18 protein-coding genes and 1 riboswitch are annotated in these 22,635 nt (G+C 69.4%); of the genes, 7 read left to right on the plus strand and 11 right to left on the minus strand.

What is annotated here, in order from left to right; all coding sequences use genetic code 11:
• Nucleotides 1-5: 5 nt before the first annotated feature.
• Complete coding sequence (btuB, locus tag Q9R17_RS10735) at nt 6-1,844, minus strand: TonB-dependent vitamin B12 receptor (RefSeq protein ID WP_308154636.1); 1,839 nt, start codon at nt 1,842-1,844, stop codon at nt 6-8.
• Nucleotides 1,845-1,955: 111 nt separating this feature from the next.
• A riboswitch (cobalamin riboswitch) is annotated at nt 1,956-2,177 on the minus strand.
• 142 nt (nt 2,178-2,319) lie between these two features.
• On the opposite strand from btuB, the gene Q9R17_RS10740 reads away from it, so the two are divergent.
• Nucleotides 2,320-2,898 (plus strand): histidine phosphatase family protein, encoded by a 579-nt coding sequence (locus tag Q9R17_RS10740; protein ID WP_308154637.1) that lies wholly within the window; start codon nt 2,320-2,322, stop codon nt 2,896-2,898.
• A gap of 39 nt (nt 2,899-2,937) precedes the next feature.
• On the opposite strand, the gene Q9R17_RS10745 is transcribed toward Q9R17_RS10740, so the two are convergent.
• Nucleotides 2,938-3,303, minus strand: a complete 366-nt coding sequence (locus Q9R17_RS10745; RefSeq protein ID WP_308154638.1) for a TfoX/Sxy family protein — start codon at nt 3,301-3,303, stop codon at nt 2,938-2,940.
• Nucleotides 3,300-3,782: a GAF domain-containing protein gene (locus Q9R17_RS10750; RefSeq protein ID WP_308154639.1), complete on the minus strand. Its 483-nt coding sequence runs from the start codon at nt 3,780-3,782 to the stop codon at nt 3,300-3,302. Before Q9R17_RS10750 ends, Q9R17_RS10745 begins: the two co-directional genes overlap by 4 nt.
• 66 nt (nt 3,783-3,848) lie before the next feature.
• On the opposite strand from Q9R17_RS10750, the gene bioD reads away from it, so the two are divergent.
• Nucleotides 3,849-4,535: a dethiobiotin synthase gene (gene bioD / locus Q9R17_RS10755; RefSeq protein ID WP_308154640.1), complete on the plus strand. Its 687-nt coding sequence runs from the start codon at nt 3,849-3,851 to the stop codon at nt 4,533-4,535.
• A 53-nt stretch (nt 4,536-4,588) separates the two neighbouring features.
• On the opposite strand, the gene Q9R17_RS10760 is transcribed toward bioD, so the two are convergent.
• The 4 genes from Q9R17_RS10760 to msrB all read right to left on the minus strand — a co-directional run bounded on the left by Q9R17_RS10760 (nt 4,589) and on the right by msrB (nt 9,275).
• On the minus strand, nt 4,589-6,034 hold the full coding sequence (locus tag Q9R17_RS10760) for a PLP-dependent aminotransferase family protein (RefSeq protein WP_308154641.1): 1,446 nt from the start codon (nt 6,032-6,034) through the stop codon (nt 4,589-4,591).
• Nucleotides 6,035-6,179: 145 nt separating this feature from the next.
• Nucleotides 6,180-6,917, minus strand: coding sequence for a peptide-methionine (S)-S-oxide reductase MsrA (gene msrA, locus Q9R17_RS10765; RefSeq protein ID WP_308154642.1), 738 nt, complete (start codon nt 6,915-6,917; stop codon nt 6,180-6,182).
• Nucleotides 6,918-6,931: 14 nt separating this feature from the next.
• Complete coding sequence (locus Q9R17_RS10770) at nt 6,932-8,698, minus strand: cytochrome c biogenesis protein DipZ (protein WP_308154643.1); 1,767 nt, start codon at nt 8,696-8,698, stop codon at nt 6,932-6,934.
• 25 nt (nt 8,699-8,723) lie between these two features.
• On the minus strand, nt 8,724-9,275 hold the full coding sequence (gene msrB, locus Q9R17_RS10775) for a peptide-methionine (R)-S-oxide reductase MsrB (protein WP_308154644.1): 552 nt from the start codon (nt 9,273-9,275) through the stop codon (nt 8,724-8,726).
• A gap of 144 nt (nt 9,276-9,419) precedes the next feature.
• Here msrB and Q9R17_RS10780 point away from each other — a divergent pair, with 144 nt between their 5' ends.
• Both Q9R17_RS10780 and Q9R17_RS10785 read left to right on the plus strand, forming a co-directional pair.
• Complete coding sequence (locus tag Q9R17_RS10780; protein ID WP_308154645.1) at nt 9,420-10,142, plus strand: response regulator transcription factor; 723 nt, start codon at nt 9,420-9,422, stop codon at nt 10,140-10,142.
• Entirely contained in the window at nt 10,139-11,620 is a 1,482-nt protein-coding gene (locus tag Q9R17_RS10785; RefSeq protein ID WP_308154646.1) for a HAMP domain-containing sensor histidine kinase, read from the plus strand. The genes Q9R17_RS10780 and Q9R17_RS10785 overlap by 4 nt, the downstream gene beginning before the upstream one ends.
• On the opposite strand, the gene Q9R17_RS10790 is transcribed toward Q9R17_RS10785, so the two are convergent.
• Nucleotides 11,617-12,966: an ATP-binding protein gene (locus tag Q9R17_RS10790; RefSeq protein WP_308158326.1), complete on the minus strand. Its 1,350-nt coding sequence runs from the start codon at nt 12,964-12,966 to the stop codon at nt 11,617-11,619. The two genes, Q9R17_RS10785 and Q9R17_RS10790, sit on opposite strands and share 4 nt — an antisense overlap.
• A 14-nt stretch (nt 12,967-12,980) precedes the next feature.
• Nucleotides 12,981-13,670 (minus strand): winged helix-turn-helix domain-containing protein, encoded by a 690-nt coding sequence (locus Q9R17_RS10795; RefSeq protein WP_308154647.1) that lies wholly within the window; start codon nt 13,668-13,670, stop codon nt 12,981-12,983.
• A 329-nt stretch (nt 13,671-13,999) separates the two neighbouring features.
• On the opposite strand from Q9R17_RS10795, the gene asnB reads away from it, so the two are divergent.
• Nucleotides 14,000-15,940 (plus strand): asparagine synthase (glutamine-hydrolyzing), encoded by a 1,941-nt coding sequence (asnB, locus tag Q9R17_RS10800; protein WP_308154648.1) that lies wholly within the window; start codon nt 14,000-14,002, stop codon nt 15,938-15,940.
• 167 nt (nt 15,941-16,107) lie between these two features.
• Here the strand turns inward: asnB and Q9R17_RS10805 are convergent, their stop codons facing one another.
• Together Q9R17_RS10805 and queD are read right to left on the minus strand one after the other, a co-directional pair.
• Nucleotides 16,108-16,470, minus strand: a complete 363-nt coding sequence (locus tag Q9R17_RS10805) for a phasin family protein (protein ID WP_308154649.1) — start codon at nt 16,468-16,470, stop codon at nt 16,108-16,110.
• Between the two features lie 146 nt (nt 16,471-16,616).
• Nucleotides 16,617-16,973 (minus strand): 6-carboxytetrahydropterin synthase QueD, encoded by a 357-nt coding sequence (queD, locus tag Q9R17_RS10810; protein ID WP_308154650.1) that lies wholly within the window; start codon nt 16,971-16,973, stop codon nt 16,617-16,619.
• A gap of 200 nt (nt 16,974-17,173) precedes the next feature.
• Between queD and Q9R17_RS10815 the strand changes: the two genes are divergently transcribed.
• Nucleotides 17,174-19,813, plus strand: a complete 2,640-nt coding sequence (locus Q9R17_RS10815; RefSeq protein ID WP_308154651.1) for a TonB-dependent receptor — start codon at nt 17,174-17,176, stop codon at nt 19,811-19,813.
• 95 nt (nt 19,814-19,908) lie between these two features.
• Nucleotides 19,909-22,527 carry a M14 family zinc carboxypeptidase gene (locus Q9R17_RS10820; protein ID WP_308154652.1) on the plus strand — a complete coding sequence of 873 codons (2,619 nt, stop codon included), beginning with the start codon at nt 19,909-19,911 and terminating at the stop codon, nt 22,525-22,527.
• The last annotated feature ends 108 nt before the right edge of the window (nt 22,528-22,635 follow it).

Raw genomic sequence — 22,635 nt, forward strand, 5'->3', positions numbered from 1 at the left:
ATGTTTCACTTCGGCTGGTAGCGCATGCTCAGCTGGTACTCGCGGCCGGGCTGGTTGTACCAGGCCACGGTTTCATAGCGGCGATCGAACACGTTCGCCGCGCGGGCCAGCAGCGACCACGACGGTGTCAGTGCGTACTCGGCACGCAGGTCGAGGGTGCCGTAGCCGGCCACGGTCACGCGGTTGGCGGCATCGTCGAAGCGCCTGCCGGCCCCCTGCGCGGTCACGCCCAGGCGCAGGTCACCGAAGCGGCGGTCCACGTCCAGCCGTGCGGTCTGGCGTGCACGCCGGGCCAGCAGGTTGTCGTACTGGCTGCTGCCGGAGGTGCGGTTGCGCGGGTCGGTCCAGCTGACCTGCGCATTGATGTCGAACCCGGCCAGGGTGGTGCCACCGGTCAGTTCCGCACCGCGGATCCGCGCCTTCTCCACCTGGTGCATCATGAAGGTGGCTGCATCGTAGGTGATCAGGTCATCGATGCGTGTTTCATACGCATCCAGGGCCCAGCGCCAGCCCTGGCCCTGCTGGGCAATACCGATGTTCGCGCTCTTGGCCTTCTCCGGCTTCAGCGTCGGCACGCCACTCCACGGGTCATACAGATCGCTGAAGGTCGGCGCCTTGAACGCGGTGCCGTAGCTGGCAGTGAGCCGCAGGCCGTGGTCCAGTGCCATCGCCCAGCCCAGGCTGCCGGTGGTGTGGTTGCCGAACTGCGCGTTGTCGTCGTTGCGTACGCTGGCCTGCAGCTGGTGGCGGCCGAAACGGCCCTGGTACTGCGCGAACACGCCTGTATTGCGGCGGCTGTCCACCAGATACCCGGCGCTGCTGCCATCGAGATTGTCATTGCTCCAGTCCACGCCAGCGCTGAGCAGCTGGCCCTCGGCCAAGCCGATGTCGCCCTGCAGCGAGGCCGTATCGCGATGCGTCTGCGCGCTGCCGCGTGCATCGAAGGGGCCGTAGTCCTGCGATTCGTTGTCGCTGCGGCCGACGTTGGCGGTCAGCGTCACGCGTTCGGACGGGGTGTAGCGCACCTTGCCGGCCAGCACCTGCTGACGGGTCTCTGAGTAGTTGTAATAGCCGTCGTAATGGTTCCTGCCGTCGGCGCGCAGCGCGCTGCCTTCCACCGTCCACTGGTCGTTGAACGTGTAGCCACCGCGCAGGCTCTTGGACAGGTTGCGGTAGCCATCACGGTCGGGCTCGTCGGCGCCGCAGCCGGCGAACGGCGATACCGAGCCACGGCAGGCATTGATGCCATCGGTGTGCTGGTAGGCGATGTCCGCGCCGAACCAGCCGCGCTCGGTGCCACCGCCGATGCCGCCACTGGCCTCGCGCAGGCCGTTGCTGCCGCCGCCCAGCTGCAGGTGCGGGGCGAAATCACCGGTGTTGCGGCGGGTGAAGATCTGGATCACGCCACCGATCGCGTCGGCACCGTACAGGCTCGACTGCGGGCCGCGCACGATTTCCACCCGCTCGATCTGCGCCAGCGGCAGGTCCTGCAGCATGGCCAGGCCGAAATCGGCGGTGTTGATGCGCACGCCATCGACCAGCACCACGGTGTGCGAGGAATTGGTGCCGCGCAGGAACAGCGAGCTCTGCTTGCCCAAGCCGCCGCTGTTGGTCAGGTTGATGCCGGCACGGCCACGCAGCAGTTCCTGCAGCGAGGTGGCCTGGCTGCTTTCGATGGCAGCGCGGTCGATCACTTGGGCCGGCGCGATGCTGTCCTGCAGGGCGATCGGGGTACGGGTGGCGGTGACCAGCACCTGGTCCAGCGCGGTGGCGGTCTCGGCCTGCGCCAGCGCCGGCAGGGTGGCCATCACGGCCAGGGACAGAACAGCAGTACGGGGCTTCATCGGCAACTCCAGATGCCGTGCACGCCCGCACGGCCAAAGGCAGGGGAGCTGCGGAACGGGGGCACGCAGGCGCTGCGCCCTGCGCAGTGCCGTCGTCGATGCCCACCGCATCGCAACCTGGGGCTTCCGGGCCGGTCTCCGGGCTTGCGGCCGGGTGGACATGCCACCGTCCAGGCGCCTTCCCATGCCCTGGGGCACAGTGGCGTGAGCCTGGAACTGACCTGCTTACCGTTGCGGGGGCAGCGCCGGCCTGGCCCGTGGAAGGGGCGTCACCGGCTTCCCGTTTCAACCTGCCGGCCATGGCCGCAGGTCACCTGGAAGTGCGCGCAGTCTACGGCATCGGTGCCCGCCCCTGCAGGCCGGCGGTGGGCGTGCGCGGCGCCAGCCACTAGAATGCAGCTCGATCTGTCGTGGTGCCGTTGCCGATGTCCGCCCGTTCCAAGCTTCACCTGCGTTGCCTGTCCAGGGCGCAGCCATGATCCTCGACCTGGTCCGCCACGCGGGCAACGGCCGCGATGAATTCCTTGATGGCCGCAGTGATCCGCCGCAGCTTGCGCGGCTGCCGCAGGAACTGGTCGATGCCTATGCCGGCCATGACTGGGAACGGGTGATCAGCTCGCCGCGCCTGCGTTCGCTGCATACCGCCATGGCGCTGGCCACCCCGCGCGGGCTGGATGTGGAGGCCGAGGAGGAATGGGAAGAGCTGGATTTCGGCGACTGGGACGGGCAATCGCTGTTCGACCTGCCGGAACAGGCACTGGCCGCGTTCCATGCCGATCCGCATGCGTTCCCGCCGCCGAACGGCGAAAGCTGGGGCCACTTCGAGCGCCGCATCGCCCGTGCACTGGACCGGCTGCTGGATGACGACGAACCGCCCGCCACGCTGGTGGTCAGCCACGGTGGCCCGCTGCGCATGGTGCTGTCGCTGGTCTGCGGGCTGCCGATGTCGCTGTGCTGGGCGCTGCGCATCGACCACGGCACGCGCCTGCGGGTGCGGATCGAGCGGGGCGAGGGCGGGCCGGTCGGCGAGCTGCTGGAACTGCAGCAGCCCTGAGGTGCTTCGCCGGCTCATGCCCGGCGGTGGCCATGGAGGTCAATCGTCGTCGGTGCTGCTGCCGGCGTCGTTGTCCGTATCGTCATCCTCGCCATCGAACCGCCGCTCGTGCACCGGGCCCGAAGCGGGGCCGGCCGCCTTCAGCGGATGCGCGGCGATACGCGCTTCGTAATCCTGCACCAGCGCCTCGCGCTGCGCTTCGCCCAGTTCCTGCCAGTGGCAGTCCAGCAGGGCGCCTTCCAGCGAGTACAGCAGGTTCAGGCTGGGCTTGAAGCCGGCCCGCTTGACCTTGACGTAGGCCCCGACCGCACCGATGGCGGCCAGGTCCTCACGGCTGCGCAGCCCGACCTGGCGCAGCCAGGCCGCGCTCTTCGGGCCGATGTTGCGCAGCTTCGGGGCGCTCAACCCAGCGCCTCCACGAACACGCGGGCAATGGCTTCCAGGCCGGCCTGGTCATCGGCATCGAAGCGGGCCAGCACCGGGCTGTCGATGTCGAACACACCGATGAGCGCATCGCCGCGCACCAGCGGCACGACCAGTTCCGAGCGCGATGCCGAATCGCAGGCGATATGGCCCGGGAAGGCATCCACATCGTCGATGCGCTGGGTCACGCGCAGGCGCGCCGCTGCGCCGCACACACCCTTGTCCAGCGGAATGCGCACGCAGGCCGGCAGGCCCTGGAACGGGCCGACGACCAGTTCGGTGCCGTCGTACAGGTAGAAGCCCACCCAGTTCAGGTCCGGCAGGGCGTGGTAGACCAGCGCCGACAGGTTGGCGGCGTTGGCGATGCGGTCGGCTTCGCCGTGGACCAGGGCACGGGCCTGGTCCAGCAGCTGGGCGTACTGTTCCGGCTTGCTGCCGGCGAGCGAGGAGGTGGCAAACATGCCCGCAGTCTAGCAAGCACGCAGGCCGGCGATAATGGATGCTCTGTTGCCCTGCTGGAACTGTCGATGCACCTGCCCGCTACGCTGCCGCCCGCCGTGTTCGTCACCGGGACCGATACCGAGATCGGCAAGACCGCCAGCAGCACTGCGCTGCTGCACGCCCTGCGCCGGCGCGGCCTGCGCGCGGTCGGCATGAAGCCGGTGGCCAGCGGCAGCCAGGACCTGGGGCAGGGGCTGCGCAACGAGGATGCGCTGGCCCTGCAGGCGGCCAGCTGGCCGGTACCGGCCTACGCGGACCTGAACCCGTATGCGCTGCGCCAGCCGCTGGCCCCGGAACTGGCGGCCGCCGAGGACGGGGTGACGGTGGCACTGGCCCCGATCATGGCGGCCTTCCAGCGCCTGCAGGCGCAGGCGGACATCGTGGTGGTGGAGGGGGTGGGCGGCTGGCTGGCACCGGTGTCGGCCACGCTGGACCAGATCGATCTGGTGCGCGCGCTGCAGCTGCCGGTGGTGCTGGTGGTCGGCCTGCGGCTGGGCTGCGTGAACCACGCGCGGCTGACGGCCGAAGCCCTGCAGGCGCGCGGCGTGGACTGCCTGGGCTGGATCGGCAACCACATCGACCCGGCCATGCAGCGCCAGGACGAGAACGTGGCCACGCTGGTGCAGCGCCTGCCGATGCCGTGCTGGGGCCGGCTGCCGCACCTGCCCGGTGCCGACGGTGAAACCCTGTCGCGGTACCTGCAGGACGGTTGAGGCGCAGTGCCCGTCGGCGCAGCGGCGGCGTCACGCAACGCCGCGCCCCCGACCTACCGCTGGGCGTCCAGTTCCCGGGCGAGTTCACCCACGCGCTGCACCGCGCCGATGAAGCGCGCGTCCAGCGTCTGGCAGCAGGACAGGCGCAGGCAATGGCGGTAGCGCGCGCCGCGTGAATACACCTGGCCGGGCATGAACACGATGTTTTCGGCAAGGGCCTGCTCGAACAGTTCGCGCGTGTCCACGCCGGGCAGTTCCAGCCACAGCAGGAAACCGCCCTGCGGTTCGGTGGCCCGCGTGCTGGCGGGGAAGTGCTCGGCCACCAGCTGGCGCAGCCGGCCGACCTGGTCGCGGTAGAGGCGGCGCAGGCGCCGCAGGTGGTGTTCGTAGGTGCCCGATTCCAGGTACGAGGCCACCGCATCGCCGAGCAGCTGCGGCTCGGCACCACTGGTCTGGAATTTCAGCAGAGCGATGCGTTCGGCGAAGCGGCCACCATCGAGCCAGCCGATGCGGTAGTCCGGCGCCAGTGTCTTGGAAAACCCGGCCACCACCATCACCCAGCCATCGCGGTCGAACGCCTTCAGCAGCGGTGCCGGTGGCTCGCTGAACTGCAGGTCGGCATACACCGCATCTTCGATCAGCGGCAGCCTGCGTGCGTTGACCAGCGTGGCCAGGCGCTGCTTGGCGGCCACCGGCATGGTGCAGCCCAGCGGGTTGTGCACGGTCGGCATCACCATCAGGGCGGCCAGCGGCGTGCTGTCCAGCAGGGTCTCCACTGCATCCACGTCCAGCCCGGTCTGCGGGTGGGTGGGCAGCTCGATGGCGCGCAGGCCCAGGTGCGAAAGCAGCGGGTACAGATTGAAATAGGAAGGGGCCTCGATGCCCACCGCATCACCGGGCGAGGTCACCGCACGCAGCGCCAGCTGCAGCGCCTCCATGCCGCCGTGGGTGAGCTGCAGGCGTTCGGCGGTGGTGTGCAGGCCCATGCGCGGGCCGCGGCGCACGATCTGCGCCAGCAGCCGCTGCGAACCGTTCGGGCGCGCGTAGCGTTCCAGTGTCTGCTGGCCATGGCGCAGCACCAGCGCGGTGTGCCGCGCCAGCTGAGCGGCCGGATAGAACTGGCGCCCACGGGGGCCGGCGAAGGCCAGGTCGACCACGCCGGGCTGCCGTTGTGCGGCCAGTACCCGTTCCATCAGGGCCAGTTGCCCCGGGGCGTTGGGCAGCGAAGGCACATCGCGCAGGGACCGTTCCGGTGCCGACAGCCGCGGGGCTACCTCGAAGCCGGCCTTGGCGCGCGGAATCACCAGGCCGGCATCTTCCAGCTGGCGGTAGGCGGCAATCACGGTGTTCAGGCTCAGCCCGCGCTGGCTGGCCATCTGCCGCAGCGACGGCAGGCGGCTGCCCACCGGCAGGCGGCCGCCGTGGATGGCATCGGCCAGTTCATCGGACAGGCGCTGGTAGCGTGGCGGCGTGGCCGTTGCCGCGTGATCTGTATCCATCGTTCCCACTCCACGCTGCGCCTGTACCCGTAGTGCCGGCAAGGCTAGCATGGCCATGCCGGTCGGGCCCTGGGGTGCGGCCGGTACTTCCCAGAACGCACGGCTGGATGGCCGTGCGTCTTTTTTTCCTGCGCACGGCCGGCGCTCAGCGCATCGGTACCAGCGCCGGCTCGCGGCGGTACAGCTGCGGGAACTGCGTGCGCAGTGCCGCCAGCTTCGGCGCGTCGTAGTAGCGTATGTAGGCCGCCTCCGGGAAGCGCGTCATGTAGTTCTGGTGGTAGCTCTCGGCCGCATAGAAGCGCTTGCCGCTGCCCAGCTGGGTGACCACCGGGGCGCGGTAGCTGCCGGCCTGGGTGAGCTGGGCGATGTAGGCGCGGCTGGCGGCCTGTTCGCGCGCATCGTCGGCATAGATCGCCGAACGGTACTGGCTGCCATGGTCCGGGCCCTGCCGGTTGAGCTGGGTGGGGTCGTGCACCACCGAGAAGAACACCTGCATCAGCTGCCCGTAGCTGACCTGGCGCGGGTCGTAGTCGACCTTCACGGCTTCGGCATGGCCGGTGCTGCCGGTGCTGACCCGCTCATAGCGGGCATCGCTGCCGTTGCCGCCGATGTAGCCGGACACGGCATTGCTCACGCCCTTGACGTGCTGGAACACGCCCTGCACGCCCCAGAAGCAGCCACCGGCGAACACCACGCTGGCCTGGGTACGGTCGTCGCGGTAGGCGGCCTCACCGGTCGGTGCCGGCAGCGCCTGTGCCTGCGCGGTGGGTTCGGTCGGCGCGGCCATCGCACCGTGGTCCACCAGCAGCACGCCGGCGATCAACGCACTGGCCACCAGGCCGGCCACGCCGGCAGCGATGCCCTGTTCGAACGAGAATTTCATCTGCGTCTCCTGCATCAACCAAAGGTGAAGGCATAGGCCTGGACACCGGCATCGAGGAACTCGATCTCGAAGCGGTGGGTACCGACCGTGCCGCGCTGGCGCACCAGCTGGTACAGGCGGTGCTCGGTGATCGTGCCGCTGCCGTCGGCGCCGACGTCGCTGCCGGCATCGCTGGCCGGCAGCGGCTTGCCGTCCAGCCACACGCGGAAGCGTGCCGGCGTGCCATCGGCCTTCGGTGCCAGCACCAGGTGCAGGTCGCGGGCATGGAACTGGAAGCCGATGCGGCCACCGGCCTGCTGCAGCTGCGCGGCTTCATCACTGACCGTCCAGCGGCCCTGCAGGCCCCACTGGTTCAGGGCCAACGTGGCGGGCAGCGTGTACGCGAACGCGGCGCCGGTGCGCTGCCCACCGGGGGAGGCGAACTGTTCGGCACGGGCATGGCCCAGGTAGGTTTCCGGCGAACGCAGGTTGCCCATGTCGGCCTGCACGGCCACGCCCTGCAGGGTGCCGGCGGCGGGATCGGCCGGCGGCGGCAGGTCGGTCTGGCCCGCTTCCAGCAGCAGGCGACGGATCATCTGCTCGGAGCGGGCGTAGTTGCCCTCGCCGAACTGGTGGCCGCGCACCTGGCCCTGTGCATCGACGAAGTACTGCGCCGGCCAGTAGCGGTTGTCGAAGGCGCGCCAGATGGCGTACTGGTTGTCCAGCGCCACCGGGTAACCGACCTTCAGCTGCTGCACGGCCTTCATCACGTTGCGCGGGTCGCGCTCGAAGGCGAACTCGGGCGTGTGCACGCCGATCACCACCAGGCCGTGGTCGCGGTAGCGGCGTTCCCATTCGTGCACGAACGGCATGGCGCGCAGGCAGTTGATGCAGGAATAGGTCCAGAAATCGATCACCACCACCTTGCCGCGCAGCTGCTCACGGGTCAGGGGCGGGCTGTTGAGCCAGCCGGTGGCACCGTCCAGCGGCGGCAGGCGGCCTTCCACCGGCAGCGGCGCGTCGGCACCGGTGTCCTTGGCGGCCATCATCATCGGCGGGGCCGAGGGCTGTGCACCGGGCACCGCATCGATCAGGCCCTGTTCCAGGCGCGCGGTGCTGACCGTGGACAGCCGCGTCAGCAGGCCGGTGTCCCAGCCCAGGCCGATGGCCACCACCGCCAGCAGTGCCGCTACGCCCAGCACGCGGCGGATCACGTTGCCCAGCCCCAGCCGGGCCTGCAGGGCACGGTAGACGCGGCCGCCGACCCAGATGGCCAGTGCCAGGGCGGTCATCGCGCCCAGCGCATAGGCCAGCAGCAGCGTGCTGGTGCCCACGCTCGCGCCGTTCAATGCAGCGCCGGTCAGCACCAGCCCAAGGATCGGGCCGGCGCACGGCGCCCACAGCAGGCCGGTGGCGATGCCGATCAGCAGCGAGGTGCCGGCGCCGCCCTTGCCGGCCGCATCGGCCGCGTCGGCGCGGGCACTGAGGCGGGCGCCCACGCGCTGGAACGGCGCCAGCAGGTGGTCGGCCAGGGTCGGCCACAGCAGGGCCAGGGCGAACATGGCCATCAGCGCCAGCGCGATCCATCGGCCGGCCTGGTTGGCCTGGGCCACCCACTGGCTGCCAACGGCGGCCAGGCTGGCCACCACGGTGAAGGTCAGCGCCATGCCCAGCAGCAGGGGCAGGGTGCTGCGCGCGAACGGCCGGTCCGCACGGGCGAACACGAACGGCAGCACCGGCAGGATGCAGGGGCTGAGCAGGGTCAGCACGCCCCCCAGGTACGCCAGCAGCAACAGCAGCATGGTCAGGCTCCAGCAGGAAGAAGGGTCATACCGGCACGCGCCAGCCGCCGGCAGCATCGCCGCCGGCCGGTGCCGGTTCGAAGGCCAGTGCTGCGCCGTTCATGCAGTAGCGCAGGCCGGTCGGGCGCGGGCCATCGGCGAAGACATGGCCCAGGTGGCCACCACAGCGCCGGCAGTGCACTTCCACCCGCACCATGCCGAAGGCGGTATCGCGGTCCTCGCCGACCGCATCGTGCAGCGGGGCCCAGAAGCTGGGCCAGCCGGTACCGCTTTCGAACTTGGTGGACGAGGAGAACAGCGGCAGGCCACAGCCGGCGCAGCTGAACGTTCCACGCCGGTGTTCCTTGTTCAGCGGGCTGCTGTAGGGGCGCTCGGTCGCCTGCTGGCGCAGTACCGCGTACTGCGCCGGCGAGAGCTGGCGGCGCCAGTCGGCATCGCTGCGGGTGACTTCGAACGGTTGTTGCGGGCGTGTCTGGGCGGCGGCGGGCGCGGCACGGCTGCAGGCGGCAAGACCGACCAGGCCGGCGGCGCACGCCATGCCGCCCAGGCCCAGCAGGTGGCGTCGGGTAAGGGACATGGCGAACTCCGGGAAGGGGCGACGGGACCATGCTGCGCCGGGGCCGATCAACGAATCCTCACGTGCAGTTAAATTTTCCGTGATACATCCCGGCGCGCCGTGCACCACAATGCCGGCATCCCTTTCGTTGCCCGCCTGCCGTCCATGCCTGCCGCCAAGCGCGTCCTGATCGTTGAAGACGATGCCCACATCGCCGACCTGCTGCGCCTGCACCTGGGCGATGAAGGCTTCGCCGTGCAGCACGCGGCCACCGGTGACGGCGGCCTGCAGCTGCTTGAACAGGACGGCCCGTGGGATGCGCTGGTGCTGGATGTGATGCTGCCCGGCGTGGATGGCCTGCAGATCTGCAAGCGTGCCCGGGCGATGACGCGCTACGTGCCGATCATCATCATCAGCGCCCGCGGCAGCGAGACCCAGCGCATCGTCGGCCTGGAACTGGGCGCGGATGACTACCTGGCCAAACCCTTCTCGATGCCCGAACTGGTGGCGCGGGTGCGTGCGCTGCTGCGCCGTGCCGAAGCGATGGCGCAGAACGCACGCATCGACGCCGGCGCCATCGAGGTCGGCGGCCTGCAGCTGGACCCGATCGCGCGCACCGCCAGCGTGGAGGGCAGCGCGCTGGACCTGACCCCGCGCGAGTTCGACCTGCTGCTGTTCTTCGCCCGCCACCCCGACCAGGTATTCGCGCGCATGGAACTGCTCAACCAGGTCTGGGGCTACCAGCACGATGGTTACGAGCACACGGTCAATACCCATATCAACCGGCTGCGCAGCAAGATCGAGCCCGACCCGGGCAACCCGCGCCGGCTGCTGACCGTGTGGGGACGTGGCTACAAGCTGGTCGATCCGGCCGGGGCCGCGCCGTGATCCGCCTGAGCCTGTGGCAGAAACTGGCCGCCGTGTTCTGCGCGCTGCTGCTGCTGTGCTGCATGGCGCTGCTGGCCGTGCAGATGCGCACCGATGTACGCCACGAGCAGGAAGTGGTGCAGCGGCTGTCATTGGGGCTGGCCGAGCACATCGCCCAGCGCAGCGAGCTGATGGATACCAGCGGCATGCGCGATGCCGCGGTGCGCGCGCTGTTCGGGCAGCTGATGGCGGTCAACCCCAGCGTGGAGGTGTACCTGCTGGACGACCAGGGCCGCATTCTCGGCCACGATGCACCCAGCGGCCACCTCAAGCGCTCCCGCGTGGATGTCGCGCCGCTGCGTGCGCTGCTGGGCGGTGCGCCGCTGCCGATCCTCGGCGATGATCCGCGCAGTCCTGATGGCCGCAAGGTATTCAGTGTCGCCCCGCTGGTCGTGCAGGGGCAGCCGGCCGGCTATGTGTACGTGGTGCTGGTGGGCGAGCACCGGCAGATGCTGTCCGACGACCTGGCCGCCACCAGCCAGTGGCGCACCACGCTGTGGTCGGTGGTGCTGGTGGGAACGCTGGGGCTGCTGGCCGGCCTGGCCGCGTTCTACTGGGTCACCCGGCCGCTGCGGCAGCTGACCCGGCGCATCCAGGCCTTCGACATCGACGCGCCTGCCACGGTGCCGCCGCCGCCGGCCATGCCGCCGCGCCAGGGCGATGAGCTGGCCATCCTGGAACATGCCCATGCACAGATGGCCTACCGTCTGGGCGAGCAGTGGCAGCAGCTGCGCCAGCAGGACCTGCAGCGCCGCGAGCTGGTGGCCAACATCTCCCATGACCTGCGCACGCCGTTGTCATCGCTGCACGGCTACCTGGAAACGCTGGCGATGAAGGACGCCACGCTGTCGCCGGAGGAGCGCCGGCGCTACCTGTCCATCGCGCTGGCGCAGAGCAGCAAGGTGGGGGGGCTGGCGCGCGCGCTGTTCGAGCTGGCGCGGCTGGAACACGGCGCGGTGCGCCTGGAGTGGGAAGTGTTCGCGCTGCCGGAGCTGCTGCAGGACGTGCTGCAGAAGTTCGAGCTGGCCGCACAGGCGCGCGGCCAGCAGCTGCAGGCCGATTTCCCGCCCGGCCTGCCGCTGGTGCGCGCTGACCTGGGCCTGGTGGAGCGGGTGCTGACCAACCTGCTGGACAACGCGCTGCGGCATGCACCCGACGGCGGCCGGGTGTGCGTGGGCCTGGCGTCCAGCGATGACAGCGTGCGGGTGAGCGTGGCCGATGATGGCCCGGGCGTGGCACCTGCGCTGCGCGCGCAGCTGTTCCAGGCACCGGCGGCGCTGGGCGCGCGGCGCGGTGACAACGGCGGGCTGGGGCTGTTGATCGTGCAGCGCATCGTGCAGCTGCACGGGCGCCGCATCGACCTGCTCGACAGCCCGCAGGGGGCCTTGTTCGTGTTCGAGCTGCCGCGCGCCGATGCCGGCGGCGACGCCCAGGACTAGGCGGGCGTACAGCCGCCGGGCCCATCGCCGTCGTCGGGCAGCGTGGTCACCATCGGCAGCACCAGCCGCACGCACGCACCGCCCAGGCGTGAATCCAGGATGTCGACCACGCCGTTGTGCTTGTCGGCCACCACCTGCACCAGCGCCAGGCCCAGGCCGAAGCCGGGGCTGGCCGGGTCCAGGCGCACATAGGGCTGGAACACCTGCAGGCGGTGTTCCAGGCAGATGCCCGGGCCATCGTCCTCCACCTGCAGGCACAGCGTGCCATCGTCGATGGCCGCCACGATGCGTACCTGCGTGCGCGCATAGCGCAGGGCATTGGCCAGCAGGTTGCGCAGTGCCAGTTCCAGCATCTGCCGGTTCAGGCATACCAGTGCGGTCGGGGGCAGCACCTGCTGCACCTGGACCTGCAACGGCAGCGGATCGAACTGCGACAGCACGCCACGCACCACCGGGGCCAGCTGCACGCGCTGGCGGGTGAGCTGCTGGCAGCGGCCAAGCGCGGCATATTCCACGCCGGCATCGGTGAGGTGCTGCAACCGGTCCACGTCGATGCGCAGGCCATCCACGGCCGCCAGCTGTGCATCTTCCAGCCCGGCGTCCTCCAGGTCAGCCAGCCCGAAGCGCATGCGTGCCAGTGGCGTGCGCACTTCATGGGCCACGGCCTGGGCCAGCACGCGCTGGCTTTCCAGCAGCTGCTGCAGCTGCTCGGCCATGTGGTTGAACGCCTTGGCCAGCGGCCGCACCAGCGCGGTGCCGGCGCGCGGCGCGCGGCTGTCGAGCTGGCCATCGCGCATGCGCCGGGCAGTCTGGGCCAGCTGCGATACATCGCGCCACAGGCGGTAGACCATCACATACATCGGCAGTGCCACGGCGACCATCAGGATCAGCAGCACGATGGCCACGCCGGACACATCGCTGTCCTGCCAGCTTTCATCCGGCAGCGGGTAATCCACCAGCGGGCCGAGCACCACGGCCTGGTTGCTTTCGCCCAGGCGCTGCACGCTGCGCATGTGCTCCACGTCGATCTGCAGGGTGCCGTTGTCCAGCCGCGCGCGCTGGCGGGCCGGCAGCAGCTGTTCGGCCTGCTGCAGCGGCATGACCTTGAGCGTATAGGCGAATTCGTTGTCCAGCTCGCGCGACAGCACCGGCCACGCTTCAGGCGGTGTCTGCGCGAAGCGGTGCTGCAGCAAGGCATGGGTGCCGCGCATCTCGGCCTGCAGGCTGGCTTCGGTGCGGTCTTCCAGCAGGCTGTCCCACAACCACAGCCCGAGCACGATCAGCAGCAGGTGGGCCAGCAGGAAGCCGATCCCATAGCGCATGAAATGGAAGGCATGGCCCCGCATGGAAACCTGGTTGCTCATCCCCAGGCCGACCGGCTGAACAGGTAGCCACGGCCACGCACGGTCTTGATGCGTTCGGGCTGCTCGGGGTTGTCGCCCAGCTTGCGGCGCAGGCGCGAGATGCGCGCATCGATCGAGCGGTCCAGGCCATCGAAGGCGATGCCGCGCAGGCCACGCAGCAGGGCATCGCGGTCCAGGATCTGGCCGGCATTGCGCGCCAGCAGGTGCAGCAGGTCGAACTCGGCAGTGGTCAGGTCCAGCAGCCGGTCCTGCAGGTGGACATTGCGGGTGGACGGATCGATGGACAGCTGGCCGAAGCGGAGCATGCCATCGCGCGGTTCTTCGCGACGGTGCCGGCGCAGGTGGGCACGCAGGCGGGCCAGCAGCACGCGGGGTTCGATCGGCTTGCCGATGTAGTCGTCCGCGCCCAGTTCCAGCCCCAGCACCTGGTCGATGTTGTCGGTGCGGGCGGTCAGCACGCAGATGATGCCGTCATAGTGGGGACGTACACGACGGCACACTTCGAAACCATCCTGGCCGGGCAGGCCCACGTCCAGCAGCACCAGCGACGGCGGATCGGCGAGGATGCGCTCGATGGCACGCTCGCCGCTGCGCTCGTGCGCGACCTGGTAGCCATGCCGCTGCAGGTACTCGGTCACCATCGTGCCCAGACGGGCATCGTCTTCGACCAGAACGATATCCAGCATTTTCAAGGGGTCTCCGGTGATGCGGCCGCGGCGATGCTAGCCCAGCCCGACGCTCCTCCGGCCGAACAGGGGGGGCATGTTCAGCCGGGGTTGCTGCCGCCTGCCGCTCCGGCCTTGTGCCCCAAGGGGGCGCGAGACTGTGACGGACGCCGCTGTTACGTAATGTTACCTGACGATACATGACAGTGACGGGCGCTGACAGCAATGCGACTGAAAGCGACCGGGCCCCGGCGGAGCATGGGGGTATCGACCCAGGAGCCTGCCATGTCGCCGCGATCGCCTGCCCTTGCCCCGTCCTGCCTTCCGGCCCTGGCCTGTGGAGGGCAGCCGTGAGCGGGCTGGCCGGGTTGTGGGGGCCTGCCGCCGGTGACGAGGTGCTGCTGGCGCAGGTGGCGCCGATGCTGCAGGCGCTGCAGCAGCGCGGGCGTGGTCGCAGCGGGTTCGCCAGCGACAGCGCGGCCGGGCTGGTGCTCGGCCATTGCCGGGCGGCAGGCGATGCCCCCCTGCAGCCGCTGGGCTCGGCCTGCGGGCGTTACCTGGTCTGTCTGGACGGCCGGCTCTACAACCGTGAGCCCCTGCAGGCCTGGATCGGCGATGTACCCCGCATGGCCAGTGATGCCGCCCTGCTGCTGCAGGCCATCGGCCGCTGGGGGGTGGAACGCACCGTACAGGCCATCGAGGGCGCTTTCGCGCTGGTGGTCTGGGACCGCCAGGCACGTGCGCTGTGGCTGGCGCGCGACCCGGTCGGCGAACGGCCGCTGTACTACGGCTGGCACGCGGGGCATTTCCGCTTCGGGTCCGAGCTCAAGGCACTGCAGGCTTCACCGGCGTTCGATCCGGCCATCGACCAGGACGCGCTGAGCCTGCTGCTGCGCCATGACTACGTGCCGGCACCGCACACCATCTACCGGGGCATCCACAAGCTGGTGGCCGGTGCGCTGCTGCGGGTGGACCTGGCCGACATGGCCGCGGGTGGTTCCGATGAGGCGGCGCAGGGGGGCCGCCTCTACTGGTGCCCGCGCCAGGCGCTGCGCGCCGCACTGGATGATCGCCCGGACGAGGTGCCCACGCTGGAGGCGGCCACCGACCAGCTGGAAGAGGTGCTGCAGCGGGCCATCGGCAGCCGCATGCATTCCCCGCTGGCCTGTGGTGCGTTCCTGTCCGGCGGCACCGATTCATCGCTGGTGGTGGCGATGATGCAGGCCCAGGCCGCAGTGCCGATCGAGGCATGGACCGTCGGCTTCGATGACCCGGGGCATGATGAAAGCGAATGGGCTTCGCAGGTTGCCCGCCACCTGGGCGTGAACCATCACCTGCACCGCATCGATGCCCTGCAGGCCCGCGACCTGCTGGCCCAGCTGCCGCAGGTCTGGTGCGAGCCGTTCGCCGATTCCTCGCAGGTGCCCACGCTGCTGGCCAGCCAGCTGCTGGGGGCGCGCAAGCCGGTGGCACTGACCGGCGACGGCGGCGATGAACTGTTCTTCGGCCACCCCAGCTATGGCCGTGCGCTGCGCAACGCGCGGCTGTGCGGGGGCCTGCCCGAGTGGGTGCGCAGCCTGGCCCGTCAGGGCGGGCGCCACCTCGATGCCGAGCGCGCACGGCTGGGCGGCTGGCGGGCGTTGCTGGCCGAAGTCTCCGCCGATGATGTGGAAGGCCATTACCTGCAGCGGGTCTCGCGTTGGCGCGACCCGGCACGGGTGGTGCGCGGTGCGCGTGAACCGGCCACCGTGTTCGGCCAGCGTGACCTGGCGATGCCCGCCGAGGCGCGCATCCAGCTGCTGGATTTCCGCATGGACCTGGCCGAGGGCATCCTGGTCAAGGTCGACCGTGCCGCGATGGCCTGTGGCGTGGAAACCCGCTCGCCGCTGCTGGACATGGAAGTGGTGCGGCTGGCCTGGCGCCTGCCACAGCACCTGAAGTACCACGACGGCGAGCACAAGCGCATCCTCAAGCACCTGCTGGCGCGCTACCTGCCCGAACCGCTGGTGTACCGCCCCAAGCGCGGCTTCGGTCCGCCGATGGCCAGCTGGCTGGCCGGGCCGCTGCGCGACTGGGCCGAGGCGCTGCTGGACCCGCGCCTGCTGCGCGAACAGGGCTGCTTCGACGCCCCGCGCGTGCGTGCCCTGTGGGAGGCCTTCCTGCGCGGGGAGCGCAAGTGGCATACCCACCTGTGGAATGTGCTGATGTTCCAGGCCTGGCATGTGCACTGGCATGGCGCACGGTCGCTGCGGCCGGCCCACGTACCGTTGCCGGACGTGCGCGCCGCGTGACCGGCCGGGCACGGGGCCGCGCAGCGCGTGCGTCCGTGCCCGGCCAGCGGGGGGCGGGGTGTTCTGCTTGGCAGCGGCCTAAAAAAAGGCCCCGACAGAGGGAGGGATCTGTCGGGGCCTGCGATTGCATGGGGGGAGGGACCCATGCAATGTCCGGTGGCGTCGCGTCAGTGGCTGTTGCCCGCCGCGCCTGCCGTGTTGTGCGTTGTTCCTGCCTGTACCGCGGCCTGCCACGCCTTTCTGCTGCGCAGGCCCAGGTCCATGACCTGCTGGTGGGCATCGGCCCAGCGTTCCAGGCTGTCGTTCAGCAGCTGCGTGCCCTTCGGCAACAGCTGGCGGATGCCGTCCGGCCCCGGGCTGCGGGCCAGCTCACCCAGGTAGCCGGTGGTCTGCGCCAGGTCACTGCCGAACGCCTTGAGCTGCACGCCGAACACGCCTTCCGCAGTTTCCAGCGCGACGCGGCTGGCGCGCTGGGCAGCGTCGGCCAGCTGGCGGGTGGCATCGCGGAAGGCGTCGTGGGCAGCAGCCATCACAGGAGCATCGATAACCTTGATGCAATGCAGCATACGCCGATCATGACGCATTGCAACAAGAATCTTCGCCCAGCACGGGCTGGGCGATCATCGTCTTTCAGATCAATGTGTTGCGTGCCGGGCGGGCACGCTTTCCCGCAGGCTCAGGGGCCGCGGTAGCGGCAGCCGGACGTGCAGGTTTCATGCACGGTGATCTCGCTCAGGGCCGGCAGCAGCGGCTTGAGCTCGTTCCAGATCCACACCGCCAGGTTCTCGCTGGTCGGGTTTTCCAGGCCGGGAATGTCGTTGAGGTAGTGATGGTCCAGGCGGTCGTAGATCGGCTGGAAGGCGGCCTTCACGTCGCCGAAGTCCATGATCCAGCCGGTCTGCGGGCCCGGTTCGCCTTCCACCTTCAGCTCGACGCGGAAGGAGTGGCCGTGCAGCCGCGCACATTTGTGCCCCGGCGGCACGTTGGGGAGGCGGTGGGCGGCCTCGAGCATGAACACTTTGAAGATTTCCATGGCGCATTGTAGCGCCGGGCGGGCAGGTGCCGAGGGCCCGGCAGGCACCGTGGCGTAAGGGATGCGTGAAGAAATTCTTTCCATCGCGATGAAGAGATGATAATTTCTCTTATATCCGTATGAAGAGATGTTATTGGTCCGGCCGCAATCCGGCATGGACTACTGCGGAACTTGTCGTCAGCAACCACCCCACGATTCCCATGCCCCAGCACACCCTTCTCGTGGCGGCTCTTGCCACTGCCCTGGCCACGCCATTGTCCGCGGCCGCCGATACCGCCACCGACGCCAGCGCCGATGCCAGTACCCTGGCCGCCGTGCGCGTCACCGGCTCGAACATCAAGCGCACCGACACCGAAGCCTCCAACCCGGTGCAGGTGATCGGCCGCCAGCAGCTGGAACAGTCCGGCAAGGCCACCGTGGCCGACGTGCTGCGCTCGATCTCGGCCAACACCGGCAACGCCACCAACGAAACCACCAACAACGGCTGGGCCTCGGGCTCGGCGGGCATCGGCCTGCGCGGCCTGTCGCAGAAAAACACGCTGGTGCTGCTCAACGGCCGCCGCTTGGCCAACTACGGCTTCCCGTCCAACGGCCTGTCGGACACCTTCGTCAACCTCAACGCCCTGCCGCTGGTGGCGGTGGAGCGCATCGAGGTGCTCAAGGACGGTGCCTCGGCGGTGTACGGCTCCGATGCCGTGGCCGGCGTGGTCAACATCATCACCCGCCAGGGCTTTGAAGGCGCCGAGATCGGCGGCAGCGCCGGCACCGCCGACCAGGGCGGGCTGGACGAGCACAAACTGCATTTCGTCGGCGGCATCGGCGATCTGGACAAGGACCGCTACAACATCCTCTTCAGCCTGGAAGGCTACAACCGCGAACGCCTGGACCAGGACCAGCGCGACCTGACCCGCAGCGGCATCTATACCGACGTGCCCGGTGGCCGCTGGAACGGCTGGTCGGCCAAGGGCGCCCGCTATCTGGTCAACGGCGTGTCGGTGCCGATGCTCGACGCCAACGGCAACTGCCCCACCGGCACCACCCGCGTGGCCAGTGCGCCCATCGATGGCCTGCCCGGCGATACCTGCGGCTTCAACCAGGCCCCGTACACGACGCTGATCCCGTCCACCAAGCGCTGGCAGGCCTACGCCAACGGCACCTTCCGTCTCAACGACAGCGTCGATGCATTCGGCGAAGTGCTGTACAGCGACATCAAGGGCACGTCCTGGTTCGGCAGCAGCCCGTACTTCACCCTGGAGGGCGGCCGCTTCGCGCTCAACGCCACCAGCGGCCTGGCCGAGCCGGTGTCCAACGCCCTGCCGGCCAGCAGTCCGTACAACCCGTATGGCCGTGCGGTGCCGATCGAATACACCTTCTTCAACCTCGGCGGCACGCTCAAGACCAACCGTTCGCGTGCCTACCGCGGTGTGTTCGGCCTGCGTGGCAGCATTGGCGGCTGGGATTGGGAAGCGGCCGCGTTCGGTGCGCGCAGCAGCGAGCATGAAACCGTGTCCGGTGGGTTCGCCAACCGTTGGGCACTGGCCAGTGCGCTGGCCAGCGGCAGCTACAACCTGCTCAATCCATCGGCCACGCCGCAGTCGGTGCTCGATGCGATCAACCTGTCCACCGCGCGCCCGGCCGAATCGGTGCTGCAGGGCGTGGATGCGAAGGTGTCCGGCACGCTGGGCCGCACCTGGGCGGGCGACATCGGCTTTGCCGCCGGTGCCGAATGGCGCCGCGAGAAACTCGATTCCAACAATCCCTGGCAGATCGACGCCGGCCTGCAGATCCGCCCGGCCATCGCCGAGGTGCATGGCGAGCGCAAGGTCAGCGCGGCCTATGCGGAAGTGAACGTGCCGCTGGCCTCGACACTGGAACTGTCGGCCGCCGCGCGTGCGGACCACTACGATGATTTCGGCGACGCCTTCTCGCCGAAGATCGGCCTGCGCTGGCAGCCGCTGGACATCCTGCTGGTGCGTGCTTCGGCCTCGCGGGGGTTCCGTGCGCCGTCGCTGTCGGAGAACTCCAACAGCACCAGCATCGCCTACGGCAGCGTGGTCGATCCGCGCGACCCGGACGTGCCCGGCTCGCGGCAGAACCCGACCTTCTTCACCGTCGGCAATGATGCGCTCAAGCCCGAGCGCACCCGCAGCGTCAACGTCGGCGTGGTGCTCTCGCCCTGGGCGAACACCAGCCTGAGCGCGGATTACTACCGCATCTCGCTGGACAACCTGGTCGGCACCAACAACACCCAGACCCTGGTGAACGACAACGTGCCCGGCGCGGTGCTGCGCGATGAGCGCGGCAAGCTGCTGGCCGTGTACAACCGCTACCAGAACCTGAGCGAACTGAAGACCTCCGGCATCGACGTGGAACTGCGCCAGCGTATTCCCACGGCCCAGCTCGGTGACTTCACCGTCTCCAGTGCGTTCACCCACGTGCGCGACTACCGCCGCCCGAGCGTCACCGGTGGCCCGCTGGAGGACTTCGCCGGCAGCAACCTCGGCCCGACGCTGCCGAAGAACAAGGCGACCACCACGCTGGAATGGGCGTACAGCGATTTCCGCACCGCGCTCACCTGGTACTACACCGGTGGCTACGACCAGAAGGCCAGCGCCGCCGCACAGGCCGTGCAGTCGCGCGTGGACAGCTTCAGCCAGCTGGATCTGTACCTGGCCTGGACCGGCATCGACAAGCTGACGGTGTACGCCAAGGTGCAGAACCTGGCCGACAAGGCGCCGCCGTACGACGCCTCGTTCCCGGGCATCCGCGCACCGTACGACTTCACCCAGTACGACCTGCGCGGTCGCTACTTCACCGTCGGTTTCGACTACCGCTTCTGATGCGTGGCCATCGCCCGCCCGGCCGCTGCTGCAGGCAGCGGCCGGGCGGTGCGTGCCGCCGCTGCCGTGCTGCACTGCCTTCCGGGGGAAGTACCGTGTCCGTCCATCGTCGTGCCTCGTTGTCCCTGCTGTCCCTGTTCGCTGCCGCTGTGATGGCGCTGTCGTTGCCGGTATCACCGGCCCAGGCGCAGAACGCGTACTTCTTCCCGCAGGCCGTTGCCGCCAGCAGCAGCGAGCCTGCCTTCGATCCGGCCATTCCCACGCCGGAACAGTTCCTCGGCTACCCCATCGGCAGCCGCTATACCCGCCACGACCAGCTGGTGGCCTATTTCCAGGAACTGGCCCGGCATTCGCAGGCGATCCGCGTGCAGCAGATCGGCCAGAGCTACGAAGGGCGGCCGCTGCTGGTGGCCACCGTCACCGCCGCCGCCAACCAGGCGCGGCTGGAACAGATCCGCCAGCAGCACGCCACCCTGGTCGATCCGGCGCAGCCACGCAGCGCCGCCGGTGACAGCCCGGTGGTGGTGTGGCTGGGCTACAGCGTGCACGGCAATGAAACCTCCAGCGGCGAGGCGGCGATGCTGACCGCCTATTACCTGGTGGCCAACCGCAGTGCCGAAACCCGGCAGTGGCTGCAGCAGGCCGTGGTGCTGATCGACCCGGCGCAGAACCCGGACGGGCGTGACCGCGCGGCCAACTGGCACAATGCCTGGGCGTCGGACCCGGCGTCGCCGGACCCGGCCGACAAGGAACACGTCGAGCCTTTCCCGCAGGGGCGCAGCAACCACTACTTCACCGATCTCAACCGCGACTGGCTGGCCCTGACCCAGCAGGACACCCGGCCGAAGATCGCGCTGTTCCACCAGTGGTACCCGAACGTGCAGATCGACTTCCACGAGATGGGCAAGGACAGCACGTACTACTTCGAGCCCTCGCCGAAGAGCATGGAAAGCCCGCTCATTCCGGCCGCGTCCTATGCCTTCAACCGCACGCTGGCCAGGTACCACGCGCAGTCGCTGGATGCGCTGGGTTCGCTGTACTACACCGGTGAGAATTTCGACAATTTCTCGCCGGTGTACGGCTCGACCTACCCCGATTTCCACGGTGCGGTAGGGGTGACCTTCGAACAGGCCAGCTCGCGCGGGCGCGTGCAGGAATCGGCCAATGGCCTGCTGACGTTCGCTTTCACCATCCGCAACCACGTGGCCACCGGCCTGGGCACCGTACGCGGTGCGGTGGCCGAGCGCAGCGGCCTGTTCGATCTGCAGAAGGACTTCTTCCAGTCGGCGCTGAAGCAGGCCGCGCAGCAGCCGCTGAAGAGCTTTGTGTTCGGTGATGCGCATGACCCGGCCTTGACCCGTCGCCTGCTGGAACTGCTGTTGCTGCACCACATCGAGGTGCGCGCGCTGGACCGTGCCGTCACCGTGGAAGGGCAGCACTTCGCGCCCGGCAGTGCCTACGTGGTACCGGTGCAGCAGCCGCAGTTCCGCCTGGTGCATTCGATCTTCGCCGACACCCCGCCGATCAAGGGCGATGTGTTCTACGGCAGCACCAGCTATGCCATCGCGCCGGCCTACGGCGTGGCGTTTGCCGGCAGCCGCAGCCGCATCGAGGGCGGTGCACGCGTGATGGCACTGCCGGCGGCGCAGGGCGGTGTGGCCGGTGGCGCGGCCAGCTTCGCCTATGCCTTCGACTGGCGCGACTACAACGCCAGCCGCCTGCTGGCTGCTCTGCAGGGCCAGCGGCTGGCGACCCGTTCGGCCCAGCAGCCGTTCACCGCAGGCACCGCACAGGGGGAGGTGGACTTCGCCGCCGGCAGCATCGTCATTCCGGTCAGCGGCCAACCGCTGCAGGGCGAGGCGTTGCAGGCCGCCGTGGACCGCGCCGCGCGGGACGCCGGCGTGCGGGTGCACGCCCTGGCCAGCGGCCGCAGCACGCGCGGGATCGATCTGGGCAGCGATGGCGTCAAGGCACTGCGCACCCCGGCAGTGGCGCTGGTGATGGGCGAGGGCGTGGCCGCCACCGAGATCGGCTCGGCCTGGTTCCTGCTTGACCAGCAGCTGCGCCTGCCGGCCAGCAAGCTCGACCCGGCGCAGCTGGGCAAGGTGCCACTGGACCGCTACACCACCGTGGTGCTGTCCGGTGGCAGCTACGCCAGTGTCGATGCCACCGCCGTGGCCGCGCTCAAGCGCTGGATCCAGGCCGGCGGCTCACTGGTCACCTACGGCACGGCGGCCAAGTGGGCGATCGAGCAGAAGCTGGCCGATGGCGAGCAGCTGGGCAAGGATGAGGAGGCCGGGGACGAAGCCCGCCGCGCCTTCGGTGACCAGCGTGATATCGCCGCGATCGAGCGTGTGAGTGGCAACATCCTCAGTGCCGATGTGGATACCAGCCATCCGCTGGCCTTCGGCGTGCCGCGCGGCCAGCTGGCGATCAACAAGGAAAACACCGTTGTCCTGCAGCCCAGCCGCAATCCGTTCTCGACCGTGGTGCGCATCGACAGCCCGCCGCGGGTGAACGGCTACCTGTCAGAGCGCAACCGCAGCCGGGTGGCGGGCAGTGCGTGGCTGCTGGTATCACCGCAGGGGCAGGGCAACGTGGTGCTGTTCGCCGATGACCCGGCACACCGCAAGTACTGGCATGGCACCGAGCGCCTGCTGATCAATGCGATCTTCTTCGGCAACCTGGTGAATCCGGCGAAAGCCCGCGGCTAGGCGCCGTGTCGCGGCATGCCGGCGCCGTTGTAGATCCACGCCATGCGTGGATGACGCGCCATCGGGCATGCCGGTGCTGTTCCATGCGTGGATGACACGCCGCTGCTG

The organism is Stenotrophomonas sp. 24(2023), from assembly GCF_030913365.1.
GTDB lineage: Bacteria > Pseudomonadota > Gammaproteobacteria > Xanthomonadales > Xanthomonadaceae > Stenotrophomonas.